A 17,570-nucleotide genomic window follows, 5' to 3' on the forward strand; every position below is an offset into this window, starting at 1 on the left:
AAACCATAGAAAATTACCTTTTCTATGGTTTCTACAATGATTTGCCCTATGGACTAATAAATTCTTAAAATAGGCCTATTTTAACCCCTAAATAATGTTTGGTTCACAATCTAATATCATCTATACGTACAGGTCTTTTTTCCTTTAATGATTTTATGGCAGCTAGGCCAATTTGTAGCGACCGCAGCCCATCATTTCCATCCACTGGGACGGCCTGGCCATTTTTTAGACTTGCCACATAACTCGCCATTTCGGATTTGTAAGCTGCCGCATACCTTTCCAAAAAGAAGTGTAGGGGAAGTGCCCCATGGATTCCCTTATTTGTATAAAGGCGATGAGAATTTTCATAATTATTGTCTGCCTGCGCCATTCCCTTGGATCCGAACACTTCTATTCTTTGGTCGTAACCATATGCGGCCTCCCTGCTGTTGTCTATAACCGCCATAGTGCCGTCCGTATAGGTCAAGGTAACAACCGCAGTATCTATATCCCCAGCCTTACCGATCGCGGCATCTACCAAAACTGCTCCCTTGGCATATACCTCTTCTACTTCCTTGCCAACCACAAAACGCGCCATGTCAAAATCATGAATGGTCATGTCCAAAAAGAGACCTCCTGATTTTTCAATATAGCTTACAGGTGGCGCACCCGGATCGCGACTTGTAATTTTCACCAAGTGGGGCTCCCCTACGGCACCCTCTTTTACTAGTTCATGAACCTTCCTAAACTCTTTATCGAACCTACGGTTAAAACCTAACATCAACTTAATATTAGTTTCCTTTACCACTTTCAAAACTTCAACGACCCTCTTCATGGATAGGTCCAAAGGTTTTTCACAAAAAACATGAATACCTGCTTTCGCCGCCATTTCTACATAATCGGCATGGGTATCCGTTGGGGAACAAATCACAACAGAATCGAATGGGGCCACAGCCAATAGCTCCTCATACGTATTGGTAATATGGGGTATCCTATATTCCTGTGCATATTTCCTGCATTCTTCCATTGGGTCCATAACGGCAACTACTTCCACATGTTCCATCTGAAGCAAGTTTTCCAAATGAATCTTTCCTATCCTTCCCAATCCTGCTACGGCGAATTTAACTTTTGTCATCGTTTTATATTTCTTATTGATCGTTTCCTGAAAATTCAATTGACTAAAGCCCCAAGGATTTTATATAATCCCTATTGGCCTTTGCACATATTTTTGGATTTCCCATGCCTGGTAAAATATCTTGTTCCACAACGATCCAATCGTTGTATTTCATTTCTTCCAATAATTTTACAATGGATTTAAAATCTACAGATCCTTTTCCCAGTTCACAAAACACCCCTCTTTTTATGGCATCAAAGTAATCCCCATTTTCTGCTCGTGAAGCTTGGGCGGCCTCGGGACTATAATCCTTGAAATGGACATGCCATATTCTTTTGCCATACTTTTTAAGGGCCTTTACAGGATCACCTCCTCCAAAAGCGTAATGTCCCATATCCAGACACAATCCCAATAACTGTGGATCGGTCAAGGCCATAAGTTTATCTATTTCTTCAGGGGTTTCTACATATCCCGCACAATGATGGTGGAATACCGTCCTGATACCATAGCTATCCTTCACGGCCCATGCAATCTTTTCAGCACCTGCGGCATATACTTTCCATTGTTCTTCCGTAAGCCCCATAGCGGGTTTAATTCTCCCTGCATTTTTGGTACGTTCCGGAACAGATCCGTTATCATCGGCCAATACAATAAAAGAATTTTTATAACCGGCATTGAACATAAGTTCAGCCACTTTTAAGGCAGAAGCAACACCCTTGTCGTGATTGTCTATTTGGGCCAAAGCCACTGGGACAAAAGCTCCCAGCAGATCCAAGTGTCTTTTATCCAATGCTGCTTTTAATAGGTTGGGTGTAGTAGGCATGTATCCCCAATCGCCCAGTTCGGTACCTATATATCCTGTTTCCTTTATTTCATCCAACACCTGTTCAAAACCGATCTCTTCGGATTTTTCTTCCAGGTCAAATTCCAAGGCGCCCCATGAACAAGGAGCATTAGCAATTTTCATCATTCCCTTTTCCTATTAAAATTTTCTTGACCAAATGTTCGGCCATCTTTCTATAATTACCTTGGTCTGTGTGAAGAATTCTATGGCATGTTTGCCTTGCCCGTGCAAATCACCAAAAAAGCTATCCTTCCAACCACTAAACGGGAATTGGGCCATAGGGGCAGCAACCCCTATATTGATACCAATATTTCCAGCATCGGCCTCATTTCTGAACCTTCTGGCATTGGCCCCACTTCCAGTGAACAAACAGGCCATATTTCCATAATTCCCGCCATTTACAAATTTTAGGGCATCATCTATATTCTTCATGGATATCAAACTCATTACTGGACCAAAAATTTCAGTTCCTATAAGTTCCTTGTCCAGGGCCACGTTTTCCAAAATAGTAGGGTTCAGGAAGTTTCCTTTCTCATATCCTGAAATGGAAGCATTTCGGCCGTCCAATAGCACTTTTGCCCCTTCATCAATTCCTTTCTGGATCAATCCCATTATCCTTGCCTTGCTTTCCGGAGTAATAACAGGCCCCATATTTACTTCCCTGTCAAGGCCATATCCAGTAGTTCGGGATTTAACGGTTTCGTAAAGGGCATCCTTGATCTGTCTTTTTTGATCGTCTACAGTAATAATTGTGGATGCGGCCAAACACCTTTGGCCTGCACATCCATAAACCGAATCTGCTATGATTTTCGTGGACATTTCAATATCCGCATCGGGCAAAATTACCACTGGGTTTTTGGCCCCTCCTTGCGCCTGAACCCTCTTACCGTTGGCCGTACCCTTGGAGTAGATATATCTGGCTACCGGAGTACTTCCTACGAAACTCACTGCTTTAATGGCAGGGTGTTCCAGAATAGCATCTACTGAATCCTTACCACCGTGCACTAGGCTTACTAGACCTTTTGGAATATCCAATTGGTCAATAAACTCAAATATCTTCATCATGGTCATGGGCACCTTCTCGGAAGGTTTTACCACAAAGGCATTACCCGTAGCAATGGCATAGGGCAAGAACCAGAAAACGATCATACTGGGAAAATTGAACGGAGTTATGCAAGCTGCCACACCTAAGGGCTGCCTTATCATCATCTCGTCTATTCCCGTAGCAATGTCTTCAATAACATCGCCTGCCATAAGCATGGGTGTTCCACATGCCACTTCAATATTTTCTATAGCCCGCTGAATTTCCCCAACAGATTCTCCGTAAGTTTTGCCGGATTCCTTGGTAATAATCTCGGCAAGTACCTCGGTATTATCCTCCATTAGTGTTTTTAAGCGATATAGCACCTGAACCCTTTTCAACACAGGAACTTTGCTCCATTCCTTATAAGCCTTTGTTGCTGCCTCAACAGCCAGATCAACATCCTTTTGGGTTCCCTTACCAAAAGGCACCTTTGCCAAGACCTCTTGCGTGGCCGGGTTTACAATGTCCTTTGTTTCTTTGGAGGTGCTTGGAGTCCAAACACCATCGATATAATTTTTTAGAATTTCCATTTTTTTAAATATTTAATATTTTCGATAATAGTGCTCCTATTGGTTGTTCCAGAGCAAAACATAGATTAGAATAGTAACGGCGCATAACCCAATGGACATGGGTATGGTATATTTCCAGGTGGTCAGATTTACTGCTCCGACATCCGTAATTTCGTACTTGTTATTATTGGGATAGAAGTAGGATACAGAATACATTATGGCTACGTTCAACAAGAATTCTATCCCCCATAAATGTACGAAATGAATGCCATGGGAGGTATAGCCCCAAGTCATAAAAACATAAAAACTTAGTCCGAAAATCAGGGCCACTTTAGCGCCCATTGCCGAGACTTTTTTCATAAAGAAACCTGCCAATAGAATGGAGGCAATAGGAATAAAAAATATACCATTCAGCTCCTGCAGTAATTGGTACAGTCCGTCCGAAGCATTGGCCACCATTGGGGCGGCAAAAATGGCCATAATCGCTAATATGGCAGAAGTTACCTTTCCAATCTTTACCAATTTGGTGTCACTTACGTTTTTGGATATATGTTTCTTATAAATGTCCATACTAAATAAGGTAGCAACAGAATTCAAAACAGAGTTAAAGGTGCTCAATACCGCTCCCATGATTACGGCTGCAAAAAAGCCTATCAACCAAACAGGAAGCACCTTTTTTACCAGTTGGGGGTACACGGAGTCTTGCTGGTCAAAGTAGGTATCTTGAAAATAATAGTAACAGATTACCCCAGGCAACACAATTATTAAGGGAATCAAGATCTTAAAAAGACCGGTTATCAAAAGTCCCTTTTGGGCTTCCTTCAAATTTTTCGCCCCCAAGGCCCTTTGGATGATTGTCTGGTTCATTCCCCAGAAATAGAGCTGATTAATGATCAAACCCGTAAACAACACTTCAAAAGGCAATACAGAATCCCTTGCCCCTACCACATTGAATTTTTCGGGGGCATATTTGTACACCTTTACCAATCCGTCCCAAATGTTGTTATCCCCTATGGCCATCAATGCCAATATTGGTATTAAAAGACCTCCCAATAAAAGTCCAAACCCATTAATGGTATCGGAATAGGCCACGGCCTTTAAACCTCCAAATATGGCGTATATAGACCCTATGAACCCAATAATGACTACTGTAATCCATAGCCCTTCAGATTTACTGACCCCTAGAGCCTCCGAAACACCAAACAGACTTTCAATACCTATTGCTCCGGAGTACAAAACAATGGGAAGTAAGGTAACCACAAATGAAAAGATCAGAATGGCTGCTACCATAGTCCTAGTTAACCCATCAAATCTACTTTCCAGAAATTGCGGTATGGTGGTCAATCCCATTTTCAGATACTTGGGAACAAAAAAAATGGCTGCTATTACTAGAGCTATAGAAGAGGTAACCTCCCAGGCTATTACAATAAAACCATTGACATAGGAATTACCGTTCATCCCAATAAGATGTTCCGAGGAAATATTGGTCAGCAACATGGAACCCGCTATTACGATTCCCGTTAAACTTCTACCTCCCAAGAAATAACCATCGGACGATGTTAAATTGGTTTTTCTAAGGCTGTACCAGGTAAAAAAGGCAACCCCTCCTGTAAAAATCAGGAATGACGTTAAAATAATGATGAGTTCGGAATTCATAAGGTTGGTTGGTTACGGTCTATAAATAATATTTTTGGGTTTTCTTATTTTCCCTATATGTTTCCAAAGATTTTTTAACGCCACTTTTCTCAGACACTTCGGCTACTGCTACATCCCACCAGGCAAATCCTGGGACAGCTTTCTTACGATCCACCTCAATATAGATCACCGTGGTCTTGTCTATGGTTTTTGCCTTTTTCAGGGCGGCATTTAATTCCTTTACATTTTTTACTTTAATCACATGGGCTCCCATGCTCGCAGCATTGGCCGCATAATCGATAGGCAATAATCCTCCGTCCAATTGATTGGTCTCCTCATTTCTGTACCTGTAATAAGTACCAAAACCTTCGCTTCCAAGAGAACTGGACAAGCTTCCAATACTGGAATAGCCATCGTTGTTTAATAAAACAATTGTCAGTTTCTGTTTTTCTTGGATCGATGTCACGATTTCTTGGGACATCATTAGGTAACTGCCATCGCCCACCATCACATATATCTCACTTTCGGGCCGTGCCATTTTAGCCCCTAATCCTCCGGCAATCTCATAGCCCATGCAAGAATAACCGTATTCCAGATGGAAGCCTTTGGGGTTTCTGGTCCTCCACAATTTATGCAGGTCTCCAGGTAGGCTGCCTGCGGCACAGAGAACTATATCCTCTGGGTTGGAAAATGAATTTACGGCTCCAATCACTTCCCCTTGAAATGCGGGCACTTCATTTTTTTCGGCATAGATATCCCCTACAAATTGATCCCAGCTCTTATTAAAGTCTTCAACTTTCTCACTATAATCCGCGCTTACCTTAAAATTGGACAGCTCCTTATCCAAGGTTTCCAATACGGCCTTGGCATCCCCTACCAAAGGAAGTGCTCCATGTTTAAAGGAATCGAATTCCGTAATATTTATATTGATAAAGCGGACATTGGGATCTTGAAATGCGGATTTGGAGATGGTAGTAAAATCGCTATATCTTGTACCGACCCCTATTACCAGATCGGCCTCCCTTGCAATCTCTATGGCCCCTGGCGTTCCTGTTACCCCTGCTGCTCCGAGATTCTGCGGTACGTTATAATCCAAGGAGCCTTTGCCCGCAAAGGTTTCGGCAACGGGGATTCCCGTTCTATTGACCAATTTTTTTAAAATAGCGGTTGCATCGCTATAAATAGCACCACCACCGGCAATAACCATAGGTCTTTTACTTTCTTTGATTTGTTGAATTGCCCTTGCCAATAGCGTTTGATCTGGCATGGTTCTACCTATATGCCAAACACGTTTCTGGAACATTTCTACTGGAAAATCAAAGGCTTCTGCCTGAACATCCTGTGGAATACACAAGGTAACAGTTCCTGTTTCTGCCTGGGAGGTGAGTACCCGCATTACTTCGGGCAATGCCGTAATAAGTTGTTCTGGTCTATTGATCCTGTCCCAATATTTGGAAACGGGCTTAAAACAATCATTGACCGATATATCCTGGGTTACATTGGATTCCAATTGCTGCAATACCGGTGCAACCTGTCTTGTGGCAAATATGTCACCTGGAATCAGTAGTACAGGAATCCTATTAATAGTGGCAGCCGCAGCACCTGTGAGCATATTGGTAGCTCCCGGACCAATAGATGATGTACAGACAAAGGTTTGCAACCTATTCTTTACTTTGGCAAATGCTGCTGCCGTATGCACCATTCCCTGTTCGTTCCTGGCTACGTAATATGGGAAATCCAAGTTTTGGTGAAGTGCCTGTCCTATTCCCGCTACATTTCCATGTCCCAAAATCCCCAAACAACCTGCAAAAAATTTATTCTGAACGCCATCGCGCTCAACATATTGGTTCTTTAGATATTCAATTGTGGCCTGGGCCACCGTAAGTCTTTTTGTTTTCATCGCTTATAAAATTAAAATCCGCCCTTCACCTTTATAAAGTCCATGGATTCTTCCAAGGTTGGCATAAAGTTGGCACAACCCTTTTTAGTAACCACTTGCGCACCACTGGCATTACCCATTCGGCATGCCTTTTTTAAATCCCACCCTCGTAGTACTCCGAATAGGAATCCGCTGGCAAAGGCATCACCTGCACCCAGCACATTCAAAACCTCAACCGGAAACCCGGGAACCTCCTCCCTGGAACCATCCTTTTGGTAGATACTGGCGCCTTTTTCCCCTCGCTTTACAATCAGTGTCTCTATGCCAGAAGATAGCAGTTGCTTAATGGATACATCTATATCCCCTTTGATTTCCGGGGCGGAAATCTGCTGATCCTTTATGGTCACTTGTGAGGAATGGATCAGGGTGGCGGCAAGAATCTCCTCTTCGGTTCCAATTGCCATTTTCACTCGTGGCAAAATAGCCCTCACTGTCAACCCAAATGCCCTGTAATCGTGCCATTGGTCCGCTCTAAAATCCAGATCCAGAACTACATCAACATCATTTCTATTAGCGATTTCCGTGGCATAAAAAGTAGCACTCCTAGTTGGTTCTACATTTAGCGCGGTACCATTGATCAACAATATTTTGTAGTCCGGAATATTGGCTTTGTCCACGTCATCAATATCCACCTGACTATCGGCCGCATTATCCCTGTAATACACCAAGGGAAATTTATCCGGAGGCTCTATTCCCAGAACAACCGCACTACTCCTAGTCCCATTTTTTACAGGAATACAATGTGTATTTACCCCTTCCCCATTCAAGAAATTTAGGATAAACTCACCAACCTTGTCATTACCTACCGCGGTCAAAAGACTGGCATTGACCCCCAATCTTGCACATCCCACGGCTATATTGAGCGGAGACCCTCCCACAAAGGCATCAAACCCCTTTATATCATTAAATGGCGAACCAATATTCTGTGAATAAAGATCAATACTAGATCTTCCAAACGTGATTACGTCAAACTTTTTATCGCTCATTTTAAATTATTGTTTATTCATTTCCGCTGTTACCAAGGGCAATCTTTTGTCTTTTGAGGTCCATGAATTGTAAATCCATTCATGGTCAGGGTCTGTGGTATTGGCCAAACATTGGTCCGTGCCTGCCAAGAAATTAAGGTAGTAGCAATGAAATCCGTGTTCCGCTACCACAGGATGAAAACCCTTGGGTATCATTACCACATCGTTATGTCTAGGTCTAACAATCTCGTCCAAAGACCTATCCTTGGTATACACTTGCTGAATGGCATATGCCTCCGGTTTTTGGAACTTATAGAAATACGTTTCCTCCTGTATTGGCTCCAAAACGGTACCTTCTGCGTCTACTATGCGTTCATCATGTTTATGGGCCGGAAAGGAACTCCAATTGCCGGAAGGAGTATATACTTCACGCACCACTATTTTACTGCAACCAAAGCCCGGTGGCACCAGATCATTAAACTGTCGGGTAGCATTGTCACCACCAAAAATAACCACGGGTGTATCCTCTGGAGTTACGAATTTTGCAGGAAAATCTTCATCAACCTTGCACCATCCGTAACCAATATCCAGAGTATCGCTCGTAGCCGTTAATGTAAATTTGCTGTTTCGTGACAAATAAAGGGTATGGGCCACCCCACTAAAAACATCCTTTCTGCCATTTTTTGTCTCCCAGTTTCCCTTATCGCTTTCCACCCTAAAATTGCCACTCAACAACACTATTACCAATTCGTTATCCTTGGTATCGTGCTGCCATGTTTCCCCCTTGGTCATTAACCTTGCCTCAAAATTGAGATATTTCCAATTGGCCGATGCCGGGGTAATTTGATGATATATACCTTTTTTGGATTTTGGTTTTATCTGCAAATGTGAATTATGTTCCATGATTTTTAATTTTAAAATTTTATGTCGCTTACTTTCCCGGTGGCACCCAATAGATCGAACTTTTCGAGCATAAATTTTTCGTACTCCCCCATATAAGTCTTCCCTGGGATAACCGGGTCGAAAAGCTCCGGAGTATCCCTAAAGAATTCCCTATGCACCCTGGTCCACAATAGTCTGGTATCTGTTGCTATATTGATTTTACAAACTCCATAGGCAATGGATTTGACAATCTCATCGGGCGAAACCCCGGAGGCACCTTCATTCAAATTCCCCCCTGCCTTGTTGATCCGTTCTATTTCCTCCAAATTAACGGCAGAGCCACCATGCAACACTATAGGAAAATTGGGCAATCTGCGCTGAATTTCCTCCAATATTTTAAACTGAATACCGTCTCCTCCAGAAAACTTATAGGCTCCGTGACTAGTACCTACTGCAACCGCCAAACTATCACATCCTGTTAATCCCACAAATTCCTGTACTTCGGACGGCTGGGTATATTTGGCATGTTTTTCGTCCACGGACAAATCATCTTCCACCCCACTCAACACCCCCAGTTCCGCCTCTACTACAATGTTCTTTTTATGGGCCTCCTCCACTACTGCCTTGGTCCTTTTTACGTTCCCATTAAAACTATCATGGGAGGCATCGATCATAATGGAGTCATAATCGTTGGATTGTATTGCATTAAAAGCATGTTCCTCGTTCCCATGATCCATGTGCACCGAGAATACTGCTTTGGGATGTATTTTGGAGGCCGCGGTGATCATGGCCATAAGCATTTCAGGATGGGCGTAATTCCGTGCTGCAGGTGTAATTTGCACTATAAATGGTGCATTGGCCCTTTCCCCCGAGCTAAAAAGTCCGTGGACCTGTTCCATGGTAAAAACATTGACAGCTGGAATGGCAAACTTGCCATAACAATGTTCAAATAATATTTTGGGCGAAACTTGCATGCAAAATTTAGATATAACTATTTATAGCCTTAATTTTTTATACAAATAACAATAAATAATTGATGTTTCGAAGAATTCCGTATTAAAAGTCTATGCAAAGGTTTGCATAATTACAGAATTATTTCTCTCGAGGGCAGTAATTAATTTCCCTTGGAAGAAGCCCTTATTACGAGTTCCGGTTTAAAGACTTCCTTGCGGAACTCCAGTATGGTATTCTTGTTGTTCAAATGACTCAATAAAATTCTGGCAGAGAGCATTCCCATACTATAAACGGGTTGCCAAACGGTAGATAGGGAAGGTGTAATAAACGTGGAATGCGGTTCATCATCAAATCCTAAAACAGAGACCTCCTCGGGTATTTTCAAACCCATTTTTTTGGCGATGTGCATTGCAGAAATAGCGATATTATCGTTGTAGGCAAAAATGGCGTCCGGACGTTCCTTGAGTTCCAATAATCTTTTTGTTGGTTTTATGCCATCTTTATGTGAAAACCCTGGTACGTGAACAATGTAATTGGCATTAATGGGTATGTTGTTTTTTTCCAGTGCATCCAGATAACCCTGAAGCCTATGTTCGGTGGTACTCAAATTCAAGGGACCCCCAAGGTGGGCAATGTTCCTGCAGCCGGTTCCAATTAAATATTCTACTGCCTGAAATGCCCCATGATAATCATCGACCAATACTTTATCCGCTTCCAATCCAGGACAGTCCCTATCAAAAACCACCACAGGGATGCCGCTTTTTTGAAGCCTGCGAAAATGATCAAAATTCTTGGTTTCAGATGATGGCGATACCAAAACCCCATCTATCTGAATCTTTGACAGCTTTTTTACAATGGTCATCTCTTCTTCATAAGATTCATTGGACAAGCAAATCATGATATTGTAATCGGAATTAACTATCACATCCTGAATACCGGTAATTATTGCCGAAAAAAAATGTCCAGTAATTTCCGGCACTATAACCCCAATGGTATTGGATTTTTTTTGCAGCAGGTTCAGCGCCAGAAGATTGGGCTGATAATCCAATGCCTCCGCCAGTGCCTTTACAGCGTACTTGGTTTCCTTTTTTATTGCTGGATGATCATTTAAGGCCCTAGACACAGTGGATGGAGCAATGTTGAGCTCGCGAGCAATGTCTTTAATAGTAACGCGGCCCTTCTTCATAATAAATTGTTATTTTCAATTCTAACTTCCCTTTTCATATTCACATTAATCACAAGATGTCAACCCTATGAAACTGAAAATTGCAATCCAGCCAATTATAGTCCCAAATAAGGGAATAGCACATTTAAAACAAAATACAACTAAATTTCAAAATGAACTCATGTGGGGGAGCTCAAGAAAAATAAAAAAGTAAGATACACAGAAGCATCTTAAAATAAAATGTATTCGAAATTATTTTCATTTTCCTAAATAAAAAATAAATTTCTTTAAACAATAAGGGCGAGCAAAAATTTGCCCGCCCTTATCCATAATAAATAGTTGTCTATATTCTAATACCCTTGATTCTGCATTAAGAATCCGTCAATTCCCGAAGCTGCATCAACGGCACTTTGTGGAATGGGGAATAATCGTTTATTAGGGTCAGAATCATTCTTCTCGGTCCAAGAATCTTCGTAAGTGCCAAAGCGAATTTGGTCCCCTCTTCTAAAGCCTTCCCAATATAATTCAAAACCGCGTTCTCTAAGTAAGACGTCCAGATCCATAGCTGATAGTGCTGGGGGTGTTTGATCTGGCCTAGCGGTTCTTGCAGCACGTAAAAAATTCACATCGGTCAATGCGCCACCGGAATCCCCTTTTCTTAATTTGGCCTCGGCCCGCATCAAGTAAATCTCGCCAAGTCGCATTAAGACAATGTCAACACTGCTAAAATGATTACCATTGTTTGACGTACGGCTAAATTGGTACTTCGCGCAGCGATATCCTGTATTGTGGTAGGAACCTTCCGTGGTAAAATCGATTTCCAAGGTATGGTCTATGTAACCCACATCCCGAGCGGGACTATTTCCTGTCCTTAGCTGTAGCGGATAAATACGCACACCGCCGTCACAGGTAAAGAATTTTCCATCTTCTCCTTTTCTGGGTCCCCATGTAATACCTCGAATTACGCCTCTGTCCATTTCAAATTCTACAGGAACTACACAGTAATAATGATCTTGATCATTTAAAGGCGATAGTCCTGTTAAATCCCTTAATTCCTCCGGAACCATTGTATTTTCCTGAAAGAACCTTGCATCGGCCTCGGCCGGATCAACATCACCATAGGCATCTACCCAATATTGATAAAAGTCTGGTGTAAACGCCGGCCCATCCGTACCATCGGCACTAGGGAATTCAGGTCTTGGAAACATATCGCCGGAAACAGACCAGTAGGACCAACGGCTATGTTCTTCCCTTAGCTGTCCTCTCTGGTCCAAGGCAAAAATCAATTCTGGATTACTATTATTCTCATCATTAAAAAGTTCAAAATATTCGGGAGATATTGAAAAATTTCCTGAGTTTATAATATTATCAGTATACCGAATAACTGCGTCCATATCTTCTTGTGCAAAGTTTGGCGTACCATAAGGATCTCGATACACAGCGGCATTGAGGTGTAACCTTGCCAAAAAGCCCCAAACAGCAGCTTGGGTAATTCTCCCTGGTCCCCTATCAGTATTGATAATATCAACTACGGAAAGAAATTCGCTTTGAATATAATCAATAGCTTCCTGCCCACGGACTACTTCAGAAAGTTCACTGGAAATTTCTTTCTTGAGAGCCAGTCCCCAACTATCTAACAACAACATATTTAAATAAGCACGCAGTGCAATCATTTCTGACAAAGCCGAAGCAGCTGCAGTATTACCTTCCTCAGCCAAAGGTCTTAAGACTTCTATTGCTGATAAGGTTCTTGAGATATTCGTGGTTAGCTCGTTCCAAGCGTCACCAATCAAATCATTTGTCGGTGTAAAGCTGTGCTGGTGTGTAGCAATAAATTTTCCACCATCAAACCAATCTTCCCCTCCGCGATAGGGCAGTATGGCCTCATCTGAGGGAAGTAGTTGTAGCCCATAATAATTGGTGTGCCGCCACGTCTGAGATATATACCCGTATGCCGGTGCAATAGCACCGCTAATGACTTCTGCTTGGCTACCAAATTCTGCCTCGTCTAATCGTTCTTCTTGTAAGTCGGTACAGCTCCACTGCAGCAAGAATCCGAGAGCAAGTGTTATAATTACTATTTTATTTTTCATGTTAAACGAATTTTTTTGATTAAAATGATACATTTAAACCTACTAATAATGTTCTAGGAGACGGATAGGTAAAACGATCGATCCCGAAAGTTTGAATTCCATCTGTTGCACTTCCTGTATTAACTTCAGGATCAAAGCCCGAGTAATCGCTTACTACAAATAAATTTTGTCCGGTTATGGTCAGTCTCATGTTGCTAATCCAATCGGCGAGACCAATTTTTGAGGAGTTAAGCGTATAACCCAATGTGGCGTTATTAAGTCTTAGGAAACTACCATCTTCCAAATATCTGGTAGAAACTTCGTTAGAGTTCGTATCAACCTCATTTGGGAACTCGACAGCGAAATCAGTTGTATTAAGGCTTCTTGCCAATTGCCCTCTAGAGAACAAGGTCATTGCCGTATGATTATAAATTTTATTACCTGATACCCCGTTAAAGTTAAACCCTAAATCAAAATCCTTGTAATTAAACTTAAGATAAAAAGCATATAACACATCTGGTAGCGCACTACCGGCGACGATCCTGTCATTGTCTAAAGATTCACCATCGGGCACCACGTCAGTAAATAAATTTTTGCCATCCGCGCCGATACCAATAAACTCTTTCATAAAGAAGGCCCCAATGGGTTCATTATTTATGTAGCCATTAATAGTGGCTCCCGTTTGGCCGGCACCAGATGCTGCACCTGTTGTGATAACTGCAAATGGCGAATTTTCTACCTTATTAGCGGTATACGTAAAGTTCCCACCTATATTATAGGTGAAGTCCTCAGTGAAACTACCTCTATAATCCAATGCAATTTCGAACCCTGTGTTTTTTATTTCCATACCCTCGAGGTTTGTCCAAATCTTTTCCGTAGGCTGAATGGGGTCTGTCCTATTAGAAAAATTGACTACATCACTGGTGACCTTACTAAAGTAATCCAAGGTACCGGAAAGTTTGTTTTGGAACATCCCAAAATCTAAACCAATATTGGTCTGTGTAGCAACTTCCCATTTCAAATCTGGGAAAGCCGTTCTTACCGGTACGGTTCCAAAAGGATAGTCAGCTAATGAAGTTTCGTTTCCAGTTATGGGATAGGTATCATTATCTAACTTGGAATCTTTATAACTGGCCAAACTAACCTTACTAGGAATACCATCTTGATTACCCGTTTGACCCCAACTGGCTCGTAATTTTAAAACGCTGAATATTTCATTATCAGTCATGAAATTTTCTTTGTCAATATTCCAGCCAAGGGCCAAAGATGGGAAGTATCCGTATTTATTGTTGTCTCCAAACTTAGAAGAACCGTCGGCTCTCATGGTTGCCGTTATCAGATATTTGCTTGCATACCCATAATTTATACGCCCAAAGTAGGATTGTTGCTCATTTATATAAGCCTCTGAATTTAATGTGGTTGGAAACACATCAGTACTGATCTGGTCTTGATATCTGGGTTCTATTCCATTATCTGCGAAGCCTTGAAGTTCCAAACGTTTGTATTCAAATGTAGTTTCTTGATAAGAGTGCCCACCAAGTAGTATAACATTATGGTCTCCTTTTTCAAAGACGTACGTTAAGGTGTTTTCAATTAAAGTATTACTATTAACGGTGGCTGCTGTATTCAAAAAACCGTTTTCAAAACCTTCAATAAGGTTAAAAGGCGTTCGTTGATCATCTCTGTTTGTAGAGATGTAATCTACACCTAAGTTCATTTTATAAGTTAGACCATTCACAATTTCAAAAGAAGGTAGAATATTAGCCAAAATACGGTTACTTACCGCTTCATCTGTATATATTCTATTTCGTACTAGAGGATTGATGCGTTCGTCAAAAAAGCTTGGCTCACCGTTAGTCAATGGTGGGAATGTTGGATTTAATGACAGCATGTCAACAACCGTTTCCCCGGCATCAGGTCTTTCGTTTACCGTTCTTGATGCGGTTAAGTTCAAATCTACGTTAAAACGACCCTGAAGTGCTTTTTGGGTAAGGTTTACACGACCTGAATAGCGTTTTAAAGAACTGTTTTCAAAAGTTCCCTGTTGATCATCCAGACCAGTAGAAACATAATAGGAAAACTTGTCGGCAGCGCCACCGCTCATTGAAAAGTTGACGTTCTTGGAAACACCTGTTCTAGTAAGTTTATCTTGCCAGTCCGTATTCGCGCCACGATCTAACAAGTTACCACCAACAGAGGCCACCTGATCTCTAAATTCATTTGCAGTAAACACATCCATTGGATTTGCAATAGTGGAGAAGGCTGTAGAAACGTTTAGGTTCATTTCCGTCTTACCCGCTTTTCCTTTTTTGGTGGTTATTACAATAACACCGTTGGCGGCACGAGCTCCATAAATGGCAGTAGCAGACGCATCCTTTAAAACATCCATGGAAGCTATATCCTGGGGGTTAATAAAATTAAGCGGATTGGATGCTAAACCGGTACTTGCATTGTCAATTACAAAACCATCTACAACAAAAAGCGGAGTTGTTCCTGATCGTAAACTACCTACACCTCTAATTATGATGTTTTGGGACGCACCAGGTTCCCCACTTACATTGGACACATTCACACCTGCTAATTTACCTTGTAATAGCTGGCCCGGATTGGCTACGACCCCTTGGTTGAAATCCTCACTTTTAATCGAACCAATGGAACCAGTTACATCGGATTTTTTTTGCGTTCCATAACCTACAACGACCACCTCGTCCAATAGAGATGAGTCTTCTTGAAGTTCAACACTAACATTGGTTTGACCGTTGAGAGGCATTTCCTTGGTAGCATACCCTAAAAACGAAAAAGCAAGGATGGGATTTTCACCCGATACTTGAATGGTGAAATTCCCATCAAAATCGGTAGTAGTTCCATTGGATGTTCCCTTTTCAAGTACCGTTGCACCGGGTAGGGGAATATTCTGTTCATCGGACACCGTACCGGTAACAGTGGTCTGTGCCCATGATGTCATGGCTGTGCCTATCATTAAGGCCAACATCAAAAATTTCAGTTTCTTCATATTTTAGTAGTTTAAATTAGTTTTGTCATAACCAATTTAACACAAAATTAAGGATATCGGAATCTTAGCGTCTTAAAAAACAATGCAAAGGTTTGCATAAATAGAATTGGGAAGAAATTTCTTACGGATATAATCATGCTTGTCCAAACTGTGATTTCCCGACCTGCACATTAAACCCATAAAAGGCTGATAACCAAGTGCAAAGCAAGCTACAGACTATCCTGCTGCTTCTCAACTTAGATAAAAAAAATCCCTATAATCAATTTCCAAAGACCCATAAATTCATTACCGATTAATAAGCGTAATTGGTTATTCACAGCAAAACTATATAATTGGAGAGTGGAAAATTGAAGGATTTTATGATTTTACCTTGGCTTTACGTTTTAATAACAGCGGCGTGGTTTTGTTAAAAAAACTCTTTATGGGAGCAACATATATAGGTATAGTCAAGATTGAACTTAGAGCGTACTACTGGAGTAAAATTTTGAATTTTAGCATTATTGGCTTCATTCTACAACACTTACGTGATATTTCGTAAAATAGCTTTCCAACAATCCTTATACAGTACCGAGCACACATTATTTTTGGCGCGGTAACCATAACTTAACTTTGTAAAACCTTAACCAAGTGTTTTGATGATGCATAAAGTGGCCCACGCTAATTTAGCTCGAGCAATTAAGACATAATTCTATATAGTATATGGGTCAAAAAATAACCCTAGCGGATAGTCGATAAGGTTTTCTTAAAGAACATATAAACCCTTTGAACTATGTGTAAAGTAAGCCTTAAAAGTCAAAAGTATAGAGCACCCCAAGGGTAAGGGTCGTCCAAGTAGCATCATCCAATTTGATGCCGGTATAGGAAAGATTCACTTCCGTTTGTGCCCCCATTAAGTAACCTATGGTTGGCCTATAATATAATCCACCGTCATTCCCATCGTTTATACCTATGGCCTGACCAACATCGGCCCCAAGGGAGAACGAATTGGATGTCCATATTCTTACAGAAGCAGCGAGGGGCATAAATTGAATGTTGGGTAGATCCTCTGCAAAGAGGTCCCTATCATATTTTTCCGGAAATCCATTTACGAAACCTACCATGACCCCAAGGTCCACTATTTCGCTCAAACCCCAGCGATATCCCAGATCCACTCCCGCAACTAGGCTAAGTTGATCCTGGAATTCATCCAATGGCAGACCCCCATGGATGCCTATTTTCATGCCTTCCTGGGCATACGAGCCTAGACTTAAAAGTGCAAAAACAAAAATTGTAAGTACTTTTTTCATAAATGTTGGTTTTTATTGGTCGGTATAAATCTAGTGTCTTCCTTAGACCAGACCACATTTTTGTTGTAAAACCGGCAAAAACGGTTGTGGAGGAATGGATTTTCAAATAACTCCGTATGTCCCGAGCTT

The 17,570-nt window shown here is 41.5% G+C and carries 12 protein-coding genes; all 12 read right to left on the minus strand.

All coding sequences use genetic code 11. The annotated features are described in order from the left end of the window. Nucleotides 1-103: 103 nt before the first annotated feature. Nucleotides 104-1,114: an inositol 2-dehydrogenase gene (gene iolG, locus MWU78_RS10915; protein ID WP_246997769.1), complete on the minus strand. Its 1,011-nt coding sequence runs from the start codon at nucleotides 1,112-1,114 to the stop codon at nucleotides 104-106. Between the two features lie 43 nt (nucleotides 1,115-1,157). Further along, entirely contained in the window at nucleotides 1,158-2,063 is a 906-nt protein-coding gene (locus MWU78_RS10920) for a sugar phosphate isomerase/epimerase (protein ID WP_246997770.1), read from the minus strand. A gap of 12 nt (nucleotides 2,064-2,075) precedes the next feature. Continuing rightward, nucleotides 2,076-3,551: a CoA-acylating methylmalonate-semialdehyde dehydrogenase gene (locus tag MWU78_RS10925; RefSeq protein ID WP_246997771.1), complete on the minus strand. Its 1,476-nt coding sequence runs from the start codon at nucleotides 3,549-3,551 to the stop codon at nucleotides 2,076-2,078. 36 nt (nucleotides 3,552-3,587) lie between these two features. Continuing rightward, nucleotides 3,588-5,186: a solute:sodium symporter family transporter gene (locus MWU78_RS10930; RefSeq protein WP_246997772.1), complete on the minus strand. Its 1,599-nt coding sequence runs from the start codon at nucleotides 5,184-5,186 to the stop codon at nucleotides 3,588-3,590. 19 nt (nucleotides 5,187-5,205) lie between these two features. Beyond that, nucleotides 5,206-7,065 carry a 3D-(3,5/4)-trihydroxycyclohexane-1,2-dione acylhydrolase (decyclizing) gene (iolD, locus tag MWU78_RS10935; protein ID WP_246997773.1) on the minus strand — a complete coding sequence of 620 codons (1,860 nt, stop codon included), beginning with the start codon at nucleotides 7,063-7,065 and terminating at the stop codon, nucleotides 5,206-5,208. Between the two features lie 11 nt (nucleotides 7,066-7,076). After that, a complete protein-coding gene (gene iolC, locus MWU78_RS10940) occupies nucleotides 7,077-8,090 on the minus strand; it encodes a 5-dehydro-2-deoxygluconokinase (protein ID WP_246997774.1) in 1,014 nt (337 codons plus the stop codon). A 6-nt stretch (nucleotides 8,091-8,096) separates the two neighbouring features. Then, on the minus strand, nucleotides 8,097-8,972 hold the full coding sequence (gene iolB, locus MWU78_RS10945) for a 5-deoxy-glucuronate isomerase (RefSeq protein WP_246997775.1): 876 nt from the start codon (nucleotides 8,970-8,972) through the stop codon (nucleotides 8,097-8,099). An 11-nt stretch (nucleotides 8,973-8,983) separates the two neighbouring features. Then, the gene (locus MWU78_RS10950) at nucleotides 8,984-9,925 is read right to left on the minus strand and encodes a class II fructose-bisphosphate aldolase (RefSeq protein WP_246997776.1); all 942 of its coding nucleotides are present in this window, start codon (nucleotides 9,923-9,925) and stop codon (nucleotides 8,984-8,986) included. A gap of 140 nt (nucleotides 9,926-10,065) precedes the next feature. Next, nucleotides 10,066-11,091 carry a LacI family DNA-binding transcriptional regulator gene (locus MWU78_RS10955; RefSeq protein WP_246997777.1) on the minus strand — a complete coding sequence of 342 codons (1,026 nt, stop codon included), beginning with the start codon at nucleotides 11,089-11,091 and terminating at the stop codon, nucleotides 10,066-10,068. A gap of 329 nt (nucleotides 11,092-11,420) precedes the next feature. After that, nucleotides 11,421-13,163, minus strand: coding sequence for a RagB/SusD family nutrient uptake outer membrane protein (locus MWU78_RS10960; protein ID WP_246997778.1), 1,743 nt, complete (start codon nucleotides 13,161-13,163; stop codon nucleotides 11,421-11,423). 19 nt (nucleotides 13,164-13,182) lie between these two features. Next, nucleotides 13,183-16,155 carry a TonB-dependent receptor gene (locus MWU78_RS10965; RefSeq protein ID WP_246997779.1) on the minus strand — a complete coding sequence of 991 codons (2,973 nt, stop codon included), beginning with the start codon at nucleotides 16,153-16,155 and terminating at the stop codon, nucleotides 13,183-13,185. Between the two features lie 785 nt (nucleotides 16,156-16,940). After that, nucleotides 16,941-17,441, minus strand: coding sequence for an outer membrane beta-barrel protein (locus MWU78_RS10970; protein WP_246997780.1), 501 nt, complete (start codon nucleotides 17,439-17,441; stop codon nucleotides 16,941-16,943). Nucleotides 17,442-17,570 lie beyond the last annotated feature (129 nt).

It is taken from the genome of Arenibacter sp. F26102, assembly GCF_023015865.1.
Lineage (GTDB): Bacteria > Bacteroidota > Bacteroidia > Flavobacteriales > Flavobacteriaceae > Arenibacter.